At 71.7% G+C, this 17,339-nt stretch carries 20 protein-coding genes; 13 read left to right on the top strand and 7 right to left on the bottom strand.

Going from position 1 to position 17,339, the window contains the following annotated elements; genetic code table 11:
* Nucleotides 1-45: 45 nt before the first annotated feature.
* Nucleotides 46-972, bottom strand: coding sequence for a mycothiol synthase (gene mshD, locus IE185_RS24610; protein ID WP_138897074.1), 927 nt, complete (start codon nt 970-972; stop codon nt 46-48).
* A 119-nt stretch (nt 973-1,091) separates the two neighbouring features.
* On the opposite strand from mshD, the gene IE185_RS24615 reads away from it, so the two are divergent.
* Nucleotides 1,092-2,939 carry a bifunctional metallophosphatase/5'-nucleotidase gene (locus IE185_RS24615; protein ID WP_138897073.1) on the top strand — a complete coding sequence of 616 codons (1,848 nt, stop codon included), beginning with the start codon at nt 1,092-1,094 and terminating at the stop codon, nt 2,937-2,939.
* A gap of 73 nt (nt 2,940-3,012) precedes the next feature.
* Here IE185_RS24615 and IE185_RS24620 read toward each other — a convergent pair whose 3' ends face one another.
* The 5 genes from IE185_RS24620 to IE185_RS24640 form a co-directional block, all read right to left on the bottom strand.
* Nucleotides 3,013-4,437 (bottom strand): HAMP domain-containing sensor histidine kinase, encoded by a 1,425-nt coding sequence (locus IE185_RS24620; RefSeq protein ID WP_138897072.1) that lies wholly within the window; start codon nt 4,435-4,437, stop codon nt 3,013-3,015.
* Nucleotides 4,434-5,153, bottom strand: a complete 720-nt coding sequence (locus tag IE185_RS24625; RefSeq protein WP_138897071.1) for a response regulator transcription factor — start codon at nt 5,151-5,153, stop codon at nt 4,434-4,436. Before IE185_RS24625 ends, IE185_RS24620 begins: the two co-directional genes overlap by 4 nt.
* Before the next feature lie 74 nt (nt 5,154-5,227).
* Entirely contained in the window at nt 5,228-6,250 is a 1,023-nt protein-coding gene (locus tag IE185_RS24630; RefSeq protein ID WP_189716030.1) for a S1C family serine protease, read from the bottom strand.
* A 105-nt stretch (nt 6,251-6,355) separates the two neighbouring features.
* Entirely contained in the window at nt 6,356-7,384 is a 1,029-nt protein-coding gene (locus IE185_RS24635) for a LacI family DNA-binding transcriptional regulator (RefSeq protein WP_138899231.1), read from the bottom strand.
* A gap of 24 nt (nt 7,385-7,408) precedes the next feature.
* Nucleotides 7,409-8,206 carry a response regulator transcription factor gene (locus IE185_RS24640; protein ID WP_138899232.1) on the bottom strand — a complete coding sequence of 266 codons (798 nt, stop codon included), beginning with the start codon at nt 8,204-8,206 and terminating at the stop codon, nt 7,409-7,411.
* A 220-nt stretch (nt 8,207-8,426) separates the two neighbouring features.
* Between IE185_RS24640 and IE185_RS24645 the strand changes: the two genes are divergently transcribed.
* From IE185_RS24645 to IE185_RS24675, 8 genes are all read left to right on the top strand, one after another.
* Nucleotides 8,427-9,422 (top strand): alpha/beta hydrolase family protein, encoded by a 996-nt coding sequence (locus tag IE185_RS24645; RefSeq protein WP_189716032.1) that lies wholly within the window; start codon nt 8,427-8,429, stop codon nt 9,420-9,422.
* A gap of 33 nt (nt 9,423-9,455) precedes the next feature.
* A complete protein-coding gene (locus IE185_RS24650) occupies nt 9,456-9,710 on the top strand; it encodes a MoaD/ThiS family protein (RefSeq protein ID WP_069928149.1) in 255 nt (84 codons plus the stop codon).
* A complete protein-coding gene (locus IE185_RS24655; protein WP_444545114.1) occupies nt 9,646-10,914 on the top strand; it encodes a hypothetical protein in 1,269 nt (422 codons plus the stop codon). The genes IE185_RS24650 and IE185_RS24655 overlap by 65 nt, the downstream gene beginning before the upstream one ends.
* Nucleotides 10,915-11,006: 92 nt before the next feature.
* Nucleotides 11,007-11,705, top strand: a complete 699-nt coding sequence (locus tag IE185_RS24660) for an LmeA family phospholipid-binding protein (protein ID WP_138896407.1) — start codon at nt 11,007-11,009, stop codon at nt 11,703-11,705.
* Nucleotides 11,706-11,869: 164 nt separating this feature from the next.
* Nucleotides 11,870-11,953, top strand: a complete 84-nt coding sequence (locus IE185_RS34040; RefSeq protein ID WP_355254274.1) for a putative leader peptide — start codon at nt 11,870-11,872, stop codon at nt 11,951-11,953.
* A gap of 184 nt (nt 11,954-12,137) precedes the next feature.
* Nucleotides 12,138-12,977 (top strand): sulfurtransferase, encoded by an 840-nt coding sequence (locus IE185_RS24665; protein WP_138896408.1) that lies wholly within the window; start codon nt 12,138-12,140, stop codon nt 12,975-12,977.
* A gap of 35 nt (nt 12,978-13,012) precedes the next feature.
* Nucleotides 13,013-13,300, top strand: a complete 288-nt coding sequence (locus IE185_RS24670; protein WP_018101653.1) for a DUF1416 domain-containing protein — start codon at nt 13,013-13,015, stop codon at nt 13,298-13,300.
* A gap of 86 nt (nt 13,301-13,386) precedes the next feature.
* On the top strand, nt 13,387-13,659 hold the full coding sequence (locus tag IE185_RS24675) for a DUF3099 domain-containing protein (RefSeq protein ID WP_138896409.1): 273 nt from the start codon (nt 13,387-13,389) through the stop codon (nt 13,657-13,659).
* 12 nt (nt 13,660-13,671) lie between these two features.
* Here the strand turns inward: IE185_RS24675 and IE185_RS24680 are convergent, their stop codons facing one another.
* On the bottom strand, nt 13,672-14,034 hold the full coding sequence (locus IE185_RS24680; protein WP_138896410.1) for a DsrE family protein: 363 nt from the start codon (nt 14,032-14,034) through the stop codon (nt 13,672-13,674).
* Nucleotides 14,035-14,137: 103 nt separating this feature from the next.
* On the opposite strand from IE185_RS24680, the gene IE185_RS24685 reads away from it, so the two are divergent.
* From IE185_RS24685 to IE185_RS24700, 4 genes are all read left to right on the top strand, one after another.
* The gene (locus IE185_RS24685; RefSeq protein ID WP_229843677.1) at nt 14,138-14,926 is read left to right on the top strand and encodes a hypothetical protein; all 789 of its coding nucleotides are present in this window, start codon (nt 14,138-14,140) and stop codon (nt 14,924-14,926) included.
* The gene (locus tag IE185_RS24690; RefSeq protein ID WP_229843678.1) at nt 14,923-15,699 is read left to right on the top strand and encodes a hypothetical protein; all 777 of its coding nucleotides are present in this window, start codon (nt 14,923-14,925) and stop codon (nt 15,697-15,699) included. Before IE185_RS24685 ends, IE185_RS24690 begins: the two co-directional genes overlap by 4 nt.
* Nucleotides 15,696-16,535 carry a hypothetical protein gene (locus IE185_RS24695; protein ID WP_138896411.1) on the top strand — a complete coding sequence of 280 codons (840 nt, stop codon included), beginning with the start codon at nt 15,696-15,698 and terminating at the stop codon, nt 16,533-16,535. Before IE185_RS24690 ends, IE185_RS24695 begins: the two co-directional genes overlap by 4 nt.
* A 224-nt stretch (nt 16,536-16,759) precedes the next feature.
* Complete coding sequence (locus tag IE185_RS24700; protein WP_138896412.1) at nt 16,760-17,323, top strand: heme-binding beta-barrel domain-containing protein; 564 nt, start codon at nt 16,760-16,762, stop codon at nt 17,321-17,323.
* Nucleotides 17,324-17,339: the final 16 nt, after the last annotated feature.

Here is a 17,339-nt window from a genome sequence, read left to right on the forward strand (position 1 = left end):
GTGTCAACCGACGCCGCCCCCTGTCCGCTGGAGTACGCCGCCCGGTCACGACTCCGTTCGGTACATCAGGTCCGTCTCGTGCGTGGTGAAGCCGAGCCGCTCGTACACCGTCACCGCCGCCGTGTTGTCCGCGTCGACGTAGAGCATCGCGGTCGGCGCGCCCTGGGCCGCCAGGTACCGCAGGCCCGTCGCGGTGAGGGCCTTGCCGAGGCCGCCGCCCTGCGCGTCCGGCCGGATGCCGACGACGTACACCTCGCCGAGCTGCTCCTCGGCGTGCACCTTCGTCCAGTGGAAACCGACGAGTTCGCCGCCCCGCTCCGCGAGGAAGAAGCCCTTCGGGTCGAACCACGGCTCGGCCTTCCGGTCGTCCAGGTCGCGCTGTGTCATGCCGCCCTGCTCGGGGTGGTGCGCGAACGCCGCCGCGTTGACGGCCAGCCAGGCGGCGTCGTCCTGCCCCGGCACGAAGGAGCGGACGCTCACGCCGGCCGGGTACGCCGGCTCCGGGATGTCCAGCGGACTCAACGGGCGCCGCATCTGCCGCAGTTCGCGGAACAGGGTGAGTCCGAGGACCTGCGCGAGGTGGCGCGCCGCCGACTTCCCGCCGTGCGCCCACACCCGCAGCCGCTTCCCGGACGCGTCCAGCACCGTCGTGCCGAGCGTGCGGCCGTGCCCGTGACCGCGGTGCGAGGGATGTACGACCAGTTCGGCGGCCGGCGCCTCTACGGGGTCGGTGTCCTCCAACTGCGCGTAACCGAGGAGCGGCCCGTCGCCGACGTGGAGCAGGAAGTGCCGGATCCCTTCCCGGTGTCCGCCGCGCAACTGGAGCCGGCCCTGCTCGGACACGGCCTGTACGCCGTCCACACGGGCTGCCTCGTCGAGCAGCGCCAGGACCTCCTGGGCCTGCCCGGTGTCGAGCGCGTCGAGGGTCTGGATCTTCCTGAGGAAGGCGGGGGTCGCGGGGTCAGTCGTCATGAGTACGAGCGTACGGCCGCCGTACGGCAACCAGCTTGTAACCCGTCACCCCCTGTTGCGCTACGCGCGTTGACTTTAGGCTGCCGTTCGACCGTCACGCTGAACTCACAAGGGGACAGATGTCAGCGAACCCTCGTACCACCCGCAAGCACCGGGCGGCCCGGCGCATACTCGCCTCCGCCGCGGGACTCGCCACCCTCGGGGCGCTCGTCGCCGCCATGCCGGCTTCCGGCGCCGAGGAGGGCGACCGGGCCGGCGGCGACGCGCGGCACACGTCGAAGCCCTCGCCAACCGTCGACGTTCAGCTGCTGTCCTTCAACGACCTGCACGGCAACCTGGAGCCCCCGGCGGGCTCGGCCGGCACGGTCAGCGAGACGCAGCCCGACGGCACGGTGAAGGCGATCCCGGCCGGTGGCGTCGAGCACCTGGCGACCTCGCTGCGCAAGGCGCGCCAGGGCGAGCGGTACTCCGTCACCGCCGCCGGCGGCGACATGATCGGCGCCAGCCCGCTGATGTCCGGTCTCTTCCACGACGAGCCGACGATCGAGGCGCTGAACAAGCTGGACCTCGACGTGTCGGCCGTGGGCAACCACGAGTTCGACGAGGGCGCCACCGAGCTGGCCCGCATGCAGAACGGCGGCTGCCACCCGGTCGAGGGCTGCTTCGAGAAGGGCAAGGAGTTCCCGGGCGCGGACTTCCCCTACCTCGCCGCGAACGTGACGAACGAGAAGACCGGCAAGCCGATCCTCAAGCCGTACACGGTGTGGAAGAAGAAGGGCGTCAAGATCGGCTTCATCGGCGTGACCCTGGAGGGTACGCCGAACATCGTCACCGAGAACGGCATCAAGGGCCTCAAGTTCCACGACGAGATCGAGACGGTCAACAAGTACGCCAAGGAGCTCGACCGCCGGGGCGTCAAGTCGATCGTCGCGCTCATCCACGAGGGCGGCTCGCCGGCCTCCTCGTCGTACAACTACGACTGCGACTCGCCGGGCGCCGGTGACGGCATCTCCGGCCCGATCGTCGACATCGCCAAGGGCATCACGCCGAAGGTCGACGCGCTGGTCACCGGCCACACGCACCAGGCGTACGTCTGCACCGTCCCCGACCCGGCGGGCAAGCCGCGCATGGTCACCTCGGCGTCGTCGTACGGCAAGCTCTACACGGACACCACGCTCACCTACGACCGCCGCACCCGGGACATCGTGCGCACGGGCGTCAAGAGCGCGAACCACATCGTCGTCCGCGACCAGGAGCAGGCCAGGATCTGGGCGCCGGACATGACCTCGCTCATCGGCCGCTGGAGCGCGCTGGCCGCCCCGATCGCGAGCAAGCCCCAGGGCTTCATCTCCGCCGACATCAACGGACGCGGCTCGACGGCCCCCGAGAAGCCGCTCGGCGACCTGATCGCCGACGCGCAACTGGAGGGCCTGGCCCCGGCCGACAAGGGCGGCGCGCAGATCGCCTTCATGAACCCCGGCGGCATCCGCTCCGACCTCGTCTTCAAGGCGAGCGGCAGTGAGGGCGACGGTGTGGTGACGTACGGCGAGGCGTTCACCGTCCAGCCGTTCACCAACATGATGAACGTCGTCGACCTGACCGGCGCCCAGCTGATCACCGCGCTCCAGCAGCAGGTCAGCGGCACCAACGAGGCCTCGCCGAAGATCCTGCAGGTCTCGAAGGGCTTCACGTACACCCTGGACCTGACGAAGACGGGCGCCGCGCGCGTCGACGTGGCCTCGGTGAAGCTGAACGGCGTCGCGCTCGACCCGGCCCAGACCTACCGCGTCGCGATGAACGAGTTCCTCGCGGGCGGCGGCGACGGCTTCCCGGTCTTCAAGGAGCACAAGAACAAGCTGGTCGGCGCCTCCGACCTGGACGTCTTCAACGCCTACCTGGCGAAGAACTCCAGCGCCACCGCCCCGATCACGCCCCCGGCGGCCGACCGGATCACGGTCGTGAAGTAGCCCGCACCACGCAGTACGGCGGGGCGGCACCCGGAGGACCGGGCGCCGCCCCGCACCGCTGTCCGGGCGCGCGTCAGGCCGCGTCGGGCGGTGGGGTCGGTGCGCCCGGGAGCCTGATCAGCGCCTCCGTGCCGTCGGCGCCGTCCGCCGGGCGCCGCAGGATGACCGTGCCGCCCGCCTGCTGGACCGTGCGGGCCACGATGGACAGGCCGAGGCCGGATCCCGGCAGGGCGCGGGCGGACGGGGAGCGCCAGAAGCGCTCGAAGACGTACGGGAGTTCGCTCTCCGGGATGCCGGGACCCCGGTCCCGTACCGTCAGCGTCCCGTCTTCGAGGGTGACGTCGACCGTGCCGCCCGGCGGGCTGAACTTCACCGCGTTGTCCAGGACGTTGACCAGCGCCCGCTCCAGCGCCGCCGGTTCGGCCCGTACGTACCAGGGGGAGAGGGCGTCGTCGATCGTCAGCCCGGGGCCGCGCAGCCGGGCGCGTTCCAGGGCGGCGGCGGTGATCTCGTGCAGGGCGACGACGCGCGGCGGACCGCTCTGGTCGGCCGTGTCGGGCCGGGCGAGTTCCTGCAAGTCCCCGATGAGCGAGGCAAGTTCCGTCATCTGGGCCTTGACGGACGCCATGAGCGCGGCCCGGTCGGCGGGCGGGATCGCCCGGCCCGTCTCGTCGCTGCGGGCGAGCAGTTCCACGTTCGTACGCAGGGACGTCAGCGGCGTGCGCAGCTCGTGGCCCGCGTCGGCGATCAGCTGCGCCTGGCGGTCGCGCGAGGAGGCCAGGGCGCTGGTCATCGCGTTGAAGGAGCGCGAGAGCCGGGCGATCTCGTCCTCGCCCTCGACGGGGATGCGTACGGTCAGGTCCTCCGTACGGGCCACGTGCTCGACGGTGTCGGTGAGCTTGTCCACGGGACGCAGACCGGCGCGGGCGACCAGGAGTCCGGTCGCGCCGGCCCCGAGGACGCCGATGCCGGAGAGCGCGAGCAGCACCCAGGCCAGGGAGCCGAGCGGATCGTCGATCTCCGCCATCGGGCGGGCGATGGAGACCGCGAACGGGGGGCCGGGCGTCAGGTCCTGCCGCTCGCGGAACGGGTAGGTGTAGACCCGCATGTCCTTGCCGTCGGCGTCCTCCGTCGTGTGCAGCGCGTCGTCCTGCTGACCGGCGGCCACGGCGACGTCGCCGTCCTGCACGGGGATGCGCGCGGCCCCCGGGAGGGTGCAGGGTTCGCCCGAGAGCGGCACGAGCTGCACCACGTACGAGCCGATCGGCCGCACGGCGGCCGTGCCGCCCGCGCACCCCAGGCTCAGGTTCCGCACGACGTCCGCGTCGACCTTGACGCTGCGCAGCGAGTCGTCCAGCTGCGACTCCAACTGCACCCGTGTCACGAACCAGCACGCCGCCGCGACCGCCGCCACCGCGATGGCCACCGCCGTCGCGGTCAGCAGCGCGAGGCGGGACCGCAGCGGCAGCGCGCGGAACCTGCGCAGCGCGCCCGTCACGCCTCACCGCCCCGCAGCGCGTACCCCACACCCCGCACCGTGTGCACCAGGCGCGGCTCGCCGCCCGCCTCCGTCTTGCGGCGCAGGTACATGACGTACACGTCCAGGGAGTTGGAGCTCGGCTCGAAGTCGAAGCCCCACACGGCCTTGAGGATCTGCTCCCGCGTCAGCACCTGGCGCGGGTGCGCGAGGAACATCTCGAGCAGCGTGAACTCGGTGCGGGTCAGCTCCACCGGCCGCCCGCCCCGCGTCACCTCGCGCGTCGCCAGGTCCATCCGCAGGTCCGCGAAGGACAGGACGTGCCCCGGCGCCGCCTCGCCCGCCGCCGCCCCGGTGGCGTACGAACTGCGCCGCAGCAGCGCCCGGATGCGGGCGAACAGCTCGTCCAGCTCGAACGGCTTCACCAGGTAGTCGTCCGCCCCCGCGTCGAGCCCGGTCACGCGGTCGCCCACGGTGTCGCGGGCGGTGAGCATCAGGATGGGCAGGGTGTCGCCGGACGAGCGGATGCGCCGGGCCGCCGTCAGACCGTCCATCCGGGGCATCTGGATGTCCAGGACGATCAGGTCCGGCTCGTACGACGCCGTCTTCGCGAGCGCGTCGATGCCGTCGACGGCGACCTCCGTCCCGTACCCCTCGAAGGCGAGGCTGCGCTGCAGGGCCTCGCGCACGGCGGGCTCGTCGTCGACGATCAGGATGCGCTCGGCGGGGGTGTTCATCGGGCTTCCTCGGCCTGCCTCTGGTCGCTGCGGATGGTCGCGGGCTGCTCCCTCAGCCTCGCACGGCGGGGAGGTCAGCCGGTGTCCCCGGTGCGGAGCCGCTCCAGGTCGGCCTTGACCGTGTCGACGGGGATGGCGAAGCCGAGCCCGATACTGCCCGCCGCGGAACCGCTCGCTCCGCTCGGGGCGTACATCGCGGAGTTGATGCCGATGATCTCGCCGTTCATGTTGATCAGGGCGCCGCCCGAGTTCCCCGGGTTGAGGGAGGCGTCGGTCTGGATGGCCTTGTACGTCGTCTTCGACGCACCGGTGTCGCCGTTGAACTGCTGCCCGCCGAACTCGAACGGCCACTGCCCGCTGCCGTCGCCGCCCTGGCCCTGCTGCTCCTGGCCGCTCGGGCTCTCGTCCTTGGAGACGGTCACGTCCCGGTCGAGCGCGGAGACGATGCCGCTGGTCACGGTCCCGGTGAGGCCCTCGGGTGAGCCGATCGCCACCACCTCGTCGCCGACCTTCACGTCGTCGGAGTCCCCCAGCGTCGCCGCCTTCAGGCCGCTCGCGCCCCGCAGCCCGATCAGGGCGAGGTCCTTGTCCGGGTCGGTGCCCACGACGTCGGCGGTGTACGTGGTGCCGTCGTTCAGCCGGACCTTGACGGAGGAGGCGCCGGAGACGACGTGGTTGTTGGTGACGATCTCGCCGTCGCCCGTGATGATCACGCCGGAGCCGGTGGAGTCGCCGGACGCGGACGTGGCGCTGATCTCGACGATGCTGGGGCTCACCGCTCGCGCGACCCCGGAGACGGTGCCCTTGCTGCTCTGCGAGACGTTCGTACCCGTGACGCCGGTGCCGCCCGTGGCGGACGGTGTGCCGGTCAGGCGCTCGGCGAAGGCGGCCGTTCCGCCGCCGATCACGGCGGCGACGATGGCGACCGCGGCGAGGAGTGCGACGGGGCGCCGGGCCCGCCGGTGGGTCGCCGCCGGGGGCGCCGCGGGCGAGGGGGCGTACGCGGGCGGCGGCGGCCAGGCGCCGCCGTACGGGAACGCGGAGGGCTGCTGCTCGGGCTCGGGGTACTCGCCGCTGCGGCGGGGGCTCTCGGTCATGTCCCAGAGCTTGGCCAGCGGTGATGAGAACCGTCTGAGGAGCCGCTGAGAAGCCCGACAGAACCGTGTATGCCCCATATAAAGCCCGGAGGGGCCTGCCGGGCGTTACGTCGCCGGGCAGCCGCAGGACTGGCGCACCACCAGGGCGGACGGGAACTGCTTCAGCCGCTCGCGGCGCGATCCCGCCACCCGCAGCGAGTCGTCGAGCACCAGGTCCACCGCGGCCCGCGCCATCGCGGGCCGGTCGGAGTACACCGTCGTCAGCGGCGGATCGGTGAGCGCCGCTTCCTTCACGTCGTCGAACGCCGCCACGGCCAGCTCGCCCGGTACGTCGATCCGCAGCTCGCGCGCGGCCCGCAGCACGCCGATCGCCTGGTCGTCCGTGGAGCAGAAGATCGCCGGCGGCCGGCCGGGCCCGGCGAGCAGGTCCAGGGCGACCTTGTAGGCGTCGTACCGGTTGTAGAGGGCGTGGAAGAGGCGGCCCTCCGTGGACCGTCCCGCTTCCTGCATCGCCCGGCGCCAGCCCACGACGTGATCCGCCACCGGGTCGCCGATCAGCGGCGTGGACTCCATGCCGCCGAGGCAGGCGACGTAGGGGTGACCGTGCTCCAGGAGGTGGCGGGTCGCGAGCTGGGCGCCGCCGATGTTGTCCGTGACGACCGCCACGTCGTCGATCGTCTCGGGCCGCTCGTGCAGCAGCACCACCCGGGCGTCCCACGCCTCGATCTCGGCAGCCGCCCACTCGCTGGGGCCCTGGCTGACCAGGATCAGACCGGAGACCCGCATGCCGAGGAAGGCCCGCAGATAGTGGACCTCGCGCTCGTCGCGGTAGTCGGAATTGCCGACGAGGACCATCTTTCCGCGATCGGCGGCGGCCTGTTCGACCGCGTGCGCCATCTCGGCGAAGAAGGGCTGCCGGGCGTCGGGGACGATCATGCCTATGAGGTCGGTGCGGCGGGACGCCATGGCCTGCGCGACCCGGTCCGGCCGGTAGCCGAGCTCCTTGATCGCGGCGAGGACACGCTCGCGCGTGGCCGGGGCGACCGGCCGGGGTCCGTTGTTGATGACGTAACTGACGACCGCGGTCGAAGTCCCCGCCAGTCGCGCCACATCGTCCCGCGTCACCTTGGCCACGCGCGGCAGTCTACGCGTGGTGACCTACCGCTGGGCAGGGCGTACGGCCTCTTCCTCCCGGTCGGCCGTGTCCGCCACCTGGGTGACGGCCGCCGGCGTCGTCTTCCGCGCCGCCTTGGCCCTGGCTTCCTCGGCCGCCGCCCGCTCGACCTTCTCGGGCGTCACGAAGCGGTAGCCCACATTGCGTACCGTTCCGATCAGCGACTCGTGCTCGGGGCCGAGCTTCGCGCGCAGCCGCCGTACGTGCACGTCGACCGTCCGCGTGCCGCCGAAGTAGTCGTAGCCCCACACCTCCTGGAGGAGCTGGGCGCGGGTGAAGACCCGGCCGGGGTGCTGCGCCAGGTACTTCAGCAGCTCGAACTCCTTGAAGGTCAGGTCCAGGACCCGTCCCTTGAGCTTCGCGCTGTACGTCGCCTCGTCGACCGACAGGTCGCCGTTGCGGATCTCCATCGGGCTGTCGTCCGAGGAGATCTGCTGCCGGCCGGTGGCCAGCCGCAGCCGCGCCTCGACCTCGGCCGGACCGGCCGTGTCCAGCAGTACGTCGTCGATGCCCCAGTCGGCGGTGACGGCCGCGAGACCGCCCTCCGTGACGACGAGGATCAGCGGGCAGCCGGGTCCGGTGGACCGGAGCAGCTGGCACAGCGACCTGACCTGCGGGAGGTCACGGCGGCCGTCGATCAGGATGACGTCGGCACCAGGGGTGTCGACGAGGGCCGGGCCTTCGGCGGGGGCCACCCGCACGCTGTGCAGAAGCAGGCCGAGGGCGGGGAGCACCTCCGTCGACGGCTGAAGGGCATTGGTCAGGAGCAGCAGAGAACTCATCGTCCGCCACCTGCCTGGATCGGACAGTCGTGCACGGTTCGCTCGCCCATTACGTCGGTTCCTCCTCGGTCCCTGCGAGGACGTATGCGGCACTGCTTCGTACGGCTCGGTCCCGCGCCCTGGGACCGTGCCGCGTCATCTGTCCGTAACAACGGACAGAAAACACAAAAGGACCCGGGGGCAACGTTGCCCAGGTCCTGTGCCCAGCAGAATAGCCCACATGAGTTCCGTACCGGAGGGTCCTGTCCACAGAGTGGTTGTTCCCTTGATCACGCGCGGGCCCCGGCGCACGGGATCAGGGCAGGCACCGCGGGCCGCCGCCGGGGGCGTTTCCGGGGCGGGCCGGCGGGCGGTTCTGCGGGCCGGGGACGGCGTCCGGATCGAGGCGCTGTACGAGCCGGGGCCGGGCGGCGGGGCCGGTCCGGCGATCGTCGTGGCGCACGGTTTCACGGGGTCGGTGGGCCGGCCGGCGGTGCGGCGGGCAGCGCGGGTGTTCAGCCGTTACGGCGCCGTCGTCACCTTCTCCTTCCGCGGCCACGGCGGCTCCGGAGGGCGCTCCACGGTCGGCGACCGCGAGGTCCTCGACGTGGCGGCGGCGGTCCGCTGGGCCCGCTCGCTGGGGCACGAGCGGGTGGTGACCGTGGGCTTCTCGATGGGCGGCTCGGTCGTCGTCCGGCACGCGGCCCTCTACCGGGACGGGGCCGCGGACGGCGGCCCGGCCGACGGCTACCGGCACGAGGGGCGCACGGAAGCGCGCCCGGCGGGCCGCATGCCCGAGAGCGCCGTACGTGACCCCGATCACCACCCCGCACGCTCCGCCGAGCGGGTGTCGGCCGCCGCCGACGCCGTCGTCGCGGTGAGCGCCCCGGCCCGCTGGTACTACCGGGGCACGGCGCCGATGCGGCGGCTGCACTGGGTGGTCACCCGGCCCGCCGGGCGGCTCGTCGGGCGCCTCGGCCTGCGGACCCGGATCCACGACCGGGACTGGGACCCGGTGCCGCTCTCACCGGTCGAGGCGGCGGCGCGGCTGGGCCCCACACCGCTGCTCGTGGTGCACGGCGACCGCGACCCGTACTTCCCCCTGGACCATCCGCGTGCGCTCGCCGCGGCGGCCGGGCGGAGCGAACTGTGGATCGTCCCCGGCATGGGCCATGCCGAGAACGCGGCCGAGGAGACACTCCTCACCCGCATCGGCGCCTGGCTCACGGCGGCATAGCCCATCATGGAAGCCGACGAAAGGAGCGCCGCTATGGCAGTGGGCACCATCCGCTTCTGGGCGGCGGCCAAGGCCGCCGCCGGCACCGCAGAGGAGCCGTACACGGCCGGGACGCTCGCCGAGGCCCTCGACGCGGTGCGCGAGCGGCACCCCGGGGAGCTGACGCGCGTACTCCAGCGGTGTTCGTTCCTGATCGACGGCGACCCCGTCGGGACCCGCGGTCATGAGACCGTACGGCTGGCCGAGGGCGGCACGGTCGAGGTGCTCCCGCCGTTCGCAGGAGGATGACCCCCAGACCATGAGCAACCAGCAGCCCTACCCGTCGTACGACGGACACGACCCGCACGGGAGCCGGCCGGAGCCGGCCGCGCAGGAGCCCCCCACCCAGACCTGGGAGGGGCAGACCTGGGACACCCAGTTCCAGCCGGTGCAGCAGCCGTACCGGCCGCAGGAGCCCGCCCCGGCCGCGGCCGACACGGCGTACCTCCCGACGGGCGACGGCGGATACGCGCCGGCGCCGGAGGCGCAGGCGTCGTACGACCCGTACCAGGGCGCTCCGGCGGCGTACGAGCCGCAGGCGGCGTACGAGCCGCAGGCGGCGTACGAGCCGGCCCCGGCCGCGTACGAACCCGCCCCGCAGGCGTACGGGCCGGCGGCGGGCCGCCCGCCCGCTCCGGCGGCCCCCGCCACCGGCTCCGGTACCTACACCTCGCCCACGACCGGCGGCAACGCGCGCGTCACCGACGCCCAGCGCGCCCGCGCCGAGGGCCGGTCGCCGATCATCGCGCCCGGGATGCAGCCGGCCGCGCTGACCGCCGTGCTCGCGCTGCTGCTGGCCGGCGCCGCCGCCGTCGGCCCGTACGCGCTCGTCGTCCCGCTCGTGCTGCTCCAGGCCGTCACGGCCGCCGGCTGGTTCCGGCTCAACGGCATGTGGCCCGCCCGCCAGGGCATCGCGCTCGCCTTCCTCGGCGGCGTCACCGCGGACATCGCGCTGCTCGCCGTCGACGCGGAGCACGCGCCCGCCGCGATCATCGGCACGCTCGGCGTCTGGGTGCTGCTCACGCTCGTGCTGCAGCTGCGCAACCGCGCCTCCGCCGACGAGCGGATGTACGGCCTGACGGCCACCGTCACCTCGGCCGCCCTCGCCGTCGTCGCCGCGGGCCACCTGGCCGCCGTGCCCGAGGCCGTGACCGTCGGCGCCGTGGCCGTCGCCGTCACCGTCCTGGCCCGCGCGCTGCCGCTGTCCGGCGTCGCCTCCGTGGTCGTCGCGCTGCTCGCGGCCGTCGGCGCGGGGATCGCGGCCGGCAGGGTGACCGACGTGGGCTCCGAGGGCGCGCTGCTGGGCCTCGCGGCCGGGGTGTGCGCGCTGGTGGGCCTGCGCGTGGCCAGCTACGACTACCCGTCCCGGTTCGTCCACATGACGGCCGGAGTGGCGCTGCCGCTGACCGCCGCCGCGCCCGCCGTCTACCTGATCGGCAGGGCCATCGCCTGACGCCTGTGATTACCTGGCAGTAGGCTCGTGATCGCCGAGGGGGGCTCGGGCGAGTGCGACGGAACCGATCAGTTGTGGGGGACCTTCAAGCCATGCGTGCACTGCGAATACTGCTGGTCGTCGCCGTGATCCTCGGCGGCGTGTTCGTCATCGTGGACCGGCTCGCGCTCAACTACGCCGAGTCCGAGGTCGCGAAGCGGATCCAGAGCCGGCAGGGCCTGACCGGCGCCGTCGACGTGTCGATCAAGGGCTTCCCCTTCCTGACGCAGGTCGCCTCCAAGCACCTCGACCAGGTCGACGTCGGCGTCGAGGGCGTCGAGGCGAGCGCGCAGGGCCGCACGGTCCGGATCAGCGAACTGACCGCCGAACTGCACGACGTGCGGGTGACCGGCAGCTTCAGCGGCTTCTCCGACGCGACGGCTGACCGCGCCACCGGCACGGCGCGCATCTCGTACGAGGACCTGTCCGCGGCCTCCGAGAGCGACTTCCCGGTCTCCTACGGCGGTGACGGCAAGGTGAAGGTCACCGGCTCGGTGGAGCTCCTCGGCCGCAAGATCACCCGCAGCGTGCTGTCCAGCGTGAGCGTGGTCGACGGCAGCACGATCCGGGTGCGGGCGGACGAGGTGCCGGGCGAGGGGCTGCCCGGCATCGAGGAGCAGATCCGGGAGAAGACGGACTTCGACCGGCGGATCAGCGGACTGCCCGAGGGCCTGAAGCTGGAGAAGGCCGAGCCGACGAAGGACGGTCTGGAGATCTCCGTGACCGGCACGAACGTGGGGCTCGCCGGATAGTGAGACGGCAGCGTCCGCCCCTCAGGAAGCGGGCGGACGCGGACCGGGCGGGGACCCGGAACGGCGGTGCGCGGCGCACTGCTCGTCCCGCATCGCGGACGATCGTGTCTCAGCATCCGACACGCCGGTGACACGCCGGTCGTGACCTCCCTACGATCGGTCCCATGCAGCAGCGACAGGCGGACCTCACGAAGCGGCGGGCAGTAGACCTGTGCCGCGTCGCCGCCATGCTCTGTCGTACTGCCTGAGCGGGTTCTGACCGGAACAGTCCGGCACCCGCCTTCCCGGCCCTCCGACCGACCGACCGATCTGGTGCAGTCGACGTCGGGGCCACCCACCCGTGCGGTCGTACACCGTCGCGCCTTCGCGTGCCGGCACCCCCGCACAGCCCCTCGCGCATAACCGCCGCACACTGCCCCGGAGGAGAACAGCATGAGCCGCAGCGACGTACTGGTCGACGCAGACTGGGTCGAGGCCCACATCGAGGACCCGAAGGTCGCGATCGTCGAGGTCGACGAGGACACCTCGGCGTACGAGAAGAACCACATCCGCAACGCGATCCGCATCGACTGGACCAAGGACCTCCAGGACCCGGTCCGCCGCGACTTCGTCGACCAGGCCGGCTTCGAGAAGCTCCTGTCCGAGAAGGGCATCGCGAACGACACGACGGTCGTCCTCTACGGCGGCAACAACAACTGGTTCGCCTCGTACGCCTTCTGGTACTTCAAGCTCTACGGCCACCAGGACGTCCGCCTCCTCGACGGCGGCCGCAAGAAGTGGGAGCTCGACTCGCGCGACCTGGTCGCCGAGGTCCCCCAGCGCCCGGCCACGCAGTACAAGGCCCAGCCGCAGGACACCTCGATCCGCGCCTTCCGCGACGACGTCGTCTCCGCGATCAACAACCAGAACCTCGTCGACGTGCGCTCCCCCGACGAGTTCAGCGGCAAGCTGCTCGCCCCGGCCCACCTCCCGCAGGAGCAGTCGCAGCGCCCGGGCCACGTCCCGTCCGCCCGCAACATCCCGTGGTCGAAGAACGCCAACGACGACGGCACCTTCAAGTCCGACGAAGAGCTCAAGGCCCTGTACGAGGCCGAGCAGGTCGACCTGGCGAAGGACACCATCGCGTACTGCCGCATCGGTGAGCGCTCGGCGCTCACCTGGTTCGTGCTGCACGAGCTGCTCGGTGTCGACAACGTCAAGAACTACGACGGCTCGTGGACCGAGTACGGCTCGCTGGTCGGCGTGCCGATCGAGCTCGGCGCCAACAAGTAACCCCTCTCGACCGCGACTTGAAGGACGGATTCAACATGTGTGGAGCAAAGGCCGGCGGCCCCGACGCCTCGACGATCAAGCCCGGTGAGACCACCATCCAGGGCAGCGTGACCCGCGACGGCGAGCCCGTCACCGGCTACGTCCGCCTCCTGGACTCGACCGGCGAGTTCACCGCCGAGGTCCCGACCTCGGCCACGGGCCAGTTCCGCTTCTACGCGGCCGAGGGCACGTGGACCGTGCGCGCGCTCGTCCCCGGCGGCACGGCGGACCGTACGGTCGTCGCGCAGACGGGTGGCCTCGCGGAGGTCGCGATCGCCGTCTGACGACGCTTTCTACTGGCCGGAGGGCCGCACCCCAGGGGTTGGACGCCACTGGACGGGGTGCGGCCCTCCGGTCGTACGGTGGAGGTATGTACGCACGGCGGCGGCACGCTTATTTCCTGCTGATGGGCGGATGCGTCTTCCTCTTCGTCTCCGCCTGGGCCTTCGTGCGGCTGTGGTCGGTGCCGGCGGCGGTCGCGATGTGCTTCGTCGCGATGGTCATTCCGCCGGTCGCGGCGATGGTCGCCAACCGGCGGGGCCCGGACGACCGCTGGTGGGACGATCCGTCCGGGGACCCCGGGTCCGACGCATGGTGGGACGAGCTGGACGGCAAGAAGCGCCCCCGGCAGCCGGGGCAGTAGCGGCCGGGCCGGTCAGTAGACGAGGGCCTGTACGTCGTCCGCCATGATCTCGCTCACGAAGACCTGGGCGCCCGCGATCCGCACGCCCTCGATCACGTCCTTCTCGGTGATCTCGCGCCGGGCCGCGCACTGCGTGCACAGCGTGATCCGCCCCGCCGCCGTGATCGACTCGATCAGGTCCGGCAGCGGCGCCGCGTGCGGCAGCTCGAACTCGGCCGCGCGGCCGGGCAGCGCGAACCACGCGGACTCGCCGGTCAGCCAGAGCGAGACCTCCACCCCGCTGGCCACGGCCACGGCCGCCACAGTGAACGCCTGCGAGCACCGCTCGGGGGCGTCGGCCCCCGCGGTCACCTTGATCACGAGCTTCTTCGCCATGTCCGAACTGTAATCCGCCGCCGTACAACCGCCGCCGCCCCTCGCGGGTCTGTAGGACGCCGCAGGTAATGGAACCTGCGCTTCAGGTCTCGTGGGGGCCCCTTTGGAAGCTCAGGAAGACGTTCCTGATCAGCAGGACCGGGAACGACAGGAACCGCCGGCTGTCCGGTCGCGCGCCCGTACGCCCCTGATCATCACTGCCGCAGCGGCGCTGGGAATCGTCGGCGGGCTGGCCGCGGGCTACACCGTCCAGGCCGACCGACCGCCCACGCCGCTGCCCGCGCTGGCGCAGGAGAACCTGGCGTACCCCGCCAAGTCCCTGCCCGGGGGCAAGGAGCCGGAGCCGTTGTCCGCCAAGGACGACCACCGGGTCAGGACGGACGGCGACCTGCGCAAGCTGCTCGTGCCGAAGCCCGCCGGGGCGCCTGACGCGGACGCGTCCGGCCTGAAGGACGGCTGGAAGGACATCGCCTCGTACGCCCTCGAGTTCGAGAGTCCGGACTACATGTTCGGCGACCTCGCGGACGCGGACTTCCGCCGGATGGCGGCGGTCGCCTGGGAGCCCTCGGCACACCGGGAGGTGTACGTCCGGCTCGTCCAGTACCACCCCGGACCCGTGCACGGGGCCGCCGAGCATGCCGAGGGCCAGCAGGGCTACATGGACGGGAGCGAGGACGGGGCGGGCAACGCCGGCGACGCCCTCAAGGGCAGCGGTAACGGCCGCTACTGGCTCTACCCGGTCAAGAACACGGCCGGCTACCTGCCCCAGTACCGCGCCCGCGCACTCTTCCATCGCGGGGACGTCATGGTGGACATCGACATCTTTGACACCAAGCGGATCAGCGAGCGCGACATCCGCGTGCTGGCCGAGCGGCAGCTGGAGCGCCTGTGAACAAGACGCCTCTGAACAAGAACGTGACGCGTCGGCTGGTCGGCACGGTGCTGCCCGCCGTACTGGTCGTGGGCGCCCTCGTCGGCGGAGCGGCGTACACCGCCAACACCGTCGGCTCCGCCGACGTGACCGCTCCCACCACGGTGTGGAAGGAGCCCAGTGGCAAGCCCGCGAAGGATCCGGCGGGCAACGTCGCCAGGGGCAAGGACTCGACCGAGCTCAGCAAGCTCCTGCTGCCCGTCCCTGAGACGTATCGCCTCGGCCCCGACATCGGTTCGTACGGCAACGACAGTGAGCTCAGCAGCGCACAGGCGGTCGCTCTTCTCAAGGAGCAGGGGCGCGGGATCTACGGGAAGAAGCGCCGGGAGTACGAGCGGGAAGTCGACAAGCTGGGCGTGCGGGGCATCGCCGTGCGGTCGTACACCTCGAACGCCGGTGATCTCGTCATCCAGACCCAGATCGTCCGGATCAAAGACAGGAAGCAGGTCTACGAGCTGCACAAGTTCCGGATGGAGCTGCTCCGCTTCCTGGGCGTGCCCAAGGGCCCGAAGGTCGAGGGACACAAGAAGGCGTCCTGCGTCATGGCCGCGCCCACCGTCGGGTCCGGCGCCGCGAAGAAGCCGGAGCTCGACGGGATGTTCTGCATGGCATACGACCGCGAGCTGATGGTCAACATCACCGCGTCCGGCACCAAACCGTTCTCGAAGTCCGACGTCACCAGGCTGGTCAAGGACCAGCTCGACCACGTCGTGTCCCCGGGGGAGTACATATGACCGAGCAGCTCACGCCGTCCGCGGTCACGGACGAGGCGCCCCCCGCCCAGCAGGCCGCCGATGTCCCCGGCGTACCCAAGCCACGGCGGAAGGCGCTTCGGGCCGTCGCCCGGTGGGCCGCCGCCGTGATCGTGTGCGGCGGCATCGGGACCGGCACCGCCTTCGGTGTCGCGTCGATGGAACGTACGGACGTGCCCGGTCTGACGACACGGAGCGACGGCCGCTGGGACTACCCGGCGCTTTCCTTGCCCGCTCTGCCGGCCGGCTCCCCGCGCCCCTACAACGACGGCAACCGGGGAGAGATCCACCACGCCGACCCGCGCGAGCTGCTGCTGCCTCTCCCGGCCGGCGCCACGCAGGACAAGGAACTCGACGGCGGCTGGGTGACGCCCGAGCGGTTCGCGGAGGTGTACGAGAAGGACAAGCGCCGCGAGGTGCGGCTCGCGCTGGCGGACTACGCGGTACGCCATGTCGCCGCGCGCGGCTGGACCATGCCGGACGGCACCAGCTCACGGGTCTACCTTCTCCGGTTCAATTCCGTCGGCATCGCCGAGCGCTTCAAGGACCATGTGCTCGTCGTCGGTGCCGACAGCGGCGTTCCGCTCGCCGGGTCGCCCACCCTGGAGCTCGACCCCGACTGGGCGAGCTCGGGCCTGGTCGAGAACACCATGGCGTACCTCTTCGCCGAGGAGAAGCCGTACGACGGCGAGCAGACCCGGCTCGGGTACGTCCAGGCCGGCGACACGGTCGCGCTGCTCACGCACTCCAGGAAGGGCGGCGCCCCCGGTGTGCCCTTCCACCAGTCGGTGATCCTCCAGAACCAGCTGCTCGGCTGAAGCCCCCGGACGGCCGGGCCGGGTCCCGCCGACTAAGCTGGGGCCCGGCCCCCGTACTGCCCACCGCTCATGCAAGGAGCAACCCCGTGCTGACGATTTTCTTCGAGGCCCTGCTGGTTCTGGTCTGCGTCGGTGTTCTCGCCTTCGCCGGTCTGACCGTGAAGAAGCTCTACCAGGGTCAGCGCTAACCCCACCCCTCCCCTCACAGATCGCCTGAGCAGCTCATGATCGAGATCCCGTCCGACCTCCACCCGGACCTTGTCCCCCTCGTCTTCCTCCTCGGTAACTGGGAGGGTGCGGGCGTCTTCGACTTCCCTGGTGACGAGAAGGCCAACTTCGGCCAGGAAGTCACCTTCACCCACGACGGCCGGGACTTCCTCGAGTACGTCTCGCACACCTGGGTGCTCGACAGCGAGGGCAAGAAGGTCCGGCCGCTGGAGAGCGAGTCCGGCTACTGGCGCGTCGACAAGAACCGCAAGGTCGAGGTCGTCATGATCCGCGACCAGGGCGTCGTCGAGGTCTGGTACGGCGAGCTGGCCGACCAGAAGCCGCAGATCGACCTGGTCACGGACGCGGTGGCGCGGACCGCCGCCTCGGGGCCGTACACCGGTGGCAAGCGTCTCTACGGCTACGTGAAGAGCGACCTGATGTGGGTCGGCGAGAAGGCCACCCCGGACGTCGAGCTCCGTCCGTACATGTCGGCGCACCTGAAGAAGGTCGTCGACCCGAGCGAGTGGGCGAAGGACCTCAAGGACCTGCCCGACGACGGCATCGCCTTCTTCAAGTAGGCCGTACGCATCTTCG

Source organism: Streptomyces chryseus (assembly GCF_014650755.1).
Lineage (GTDB): Bacteria > Actinomycetota > Actinomycetes > Streptomycetales > Streptomycetaceae > Streptomyces > Streptomyces chryseus.

Bases quoted from the DNA above. Each gene is read 5' to 3' on its own strand.
- mshD (WP_138897074.1), bottom strand. From the start codon at position 972: ATGACGACTGACCCCGCGACCCCCGCCTTCCTCAGGAAGATCCAGACC.
- IE185_RS24615 (WP_138897073.1), top strand. From the start codon at position 1,092: ATGTCAGCGAACCCTCGTACCACCCGCAAGCACCGGGCGGCCCGGCGC.
- IE185_RS24625 (WP_138897071.1), bottom strand. From the start codon at position 5,153: ATGAACACCCCCGCCGAGCGCATCCTGATCGTCGACGACGAGCCCGCC.
- IE185_RS24630 (WP_189716030.1), bottom strand. From the start codon at position 6,250: ATGACCGAGAGCCCCCGCCGCAGCGGCGAGTACCCCGAGCCCGAGCAG.
- IE185_RS24640 (WP_138899232.1), bottom strand. From the start codon at position 8,206: ATGAGTTCTCTGCTGCTCCTGACCAATGCCCTTCAGCCGTCGACGGAG.
- IE185_RS24645 (WP_189716032.1), top strand. From the start codon at position 8,427: ATGAGTTCCGTACCGGAGGGTCCTGTCCACAGAGTGGTTGTTCCCTTG.
- IE185_RS24650 (WP_069928149.1), top strand. From the start codon at position 9,456: ATGGCAGTGGGCACCATCCGCTTCTGGGCGGCGGCCAAGGCCGCCGCC.
- IE185_RS24655 (WP_444545114.1), top strand. From the start codon at position 9,646: ATGAGACCGTACGGCTGGCCGAGGGCGGCACGGTCGAGGTGCTCCCGC.
- IE185_RS24660 (WP_138896407.1), top strand. From the start codon at position 11,007: ATGCGTGCACTGCGAATACTGCTGGTCGTCGCCGTGATCCTCGGCGGC.
- IE185_RS34040 (WP_355254274.1), top strand. From the start codon at position 11,870: ATGCAGCAGCGACAGGCGGACCTCACGAAGCGGCGGGCAGTAGACCTG.
- IE185_RS24665 (WP_138896408.1), top strand. From the start codon at position 12,138: ATGAGCCGCAGCGACGTACTGGTCGACGCAGACTGGGTCGAGGCCCAC.
- IE185_RS24670 (WP_018101653.1), top strand. From the start codon at position 13,013: ATGTGTGGAGCAAAGGCCGGCGGCCCCGACGCCTCGACGATCAAGCCC.
- IE185_RS24675 (WP_138896409.1), top strand. From the start codon at position 13,387: ATGTACGCACGGCGGCGGCACGCTTATTTCCTGCTGATGGGCGGATGC.
- IE185_RS24680 (WP_138896410.1), bottom strand. From the start codon at position 14,034: ATGGCGAAGAAGCTCGTGATCAAGGTGACCGCGGGGGCCGACGCCCCC.
- IE185_RS24695 (WP_138896411.1), top strand. From the start codon at position 15,696: ATGACCGAGCAGCTCACGCCGTCCGCGGTCACGGACGAGGCGCCCCCC.
- IE185_RS24700 (WP_138896412.1), top strand. From the start codon at position 16,760: ATGATCGAGATCCCGTCCGACCTCCACCCGGACCTTGTCCCCCTCGTC.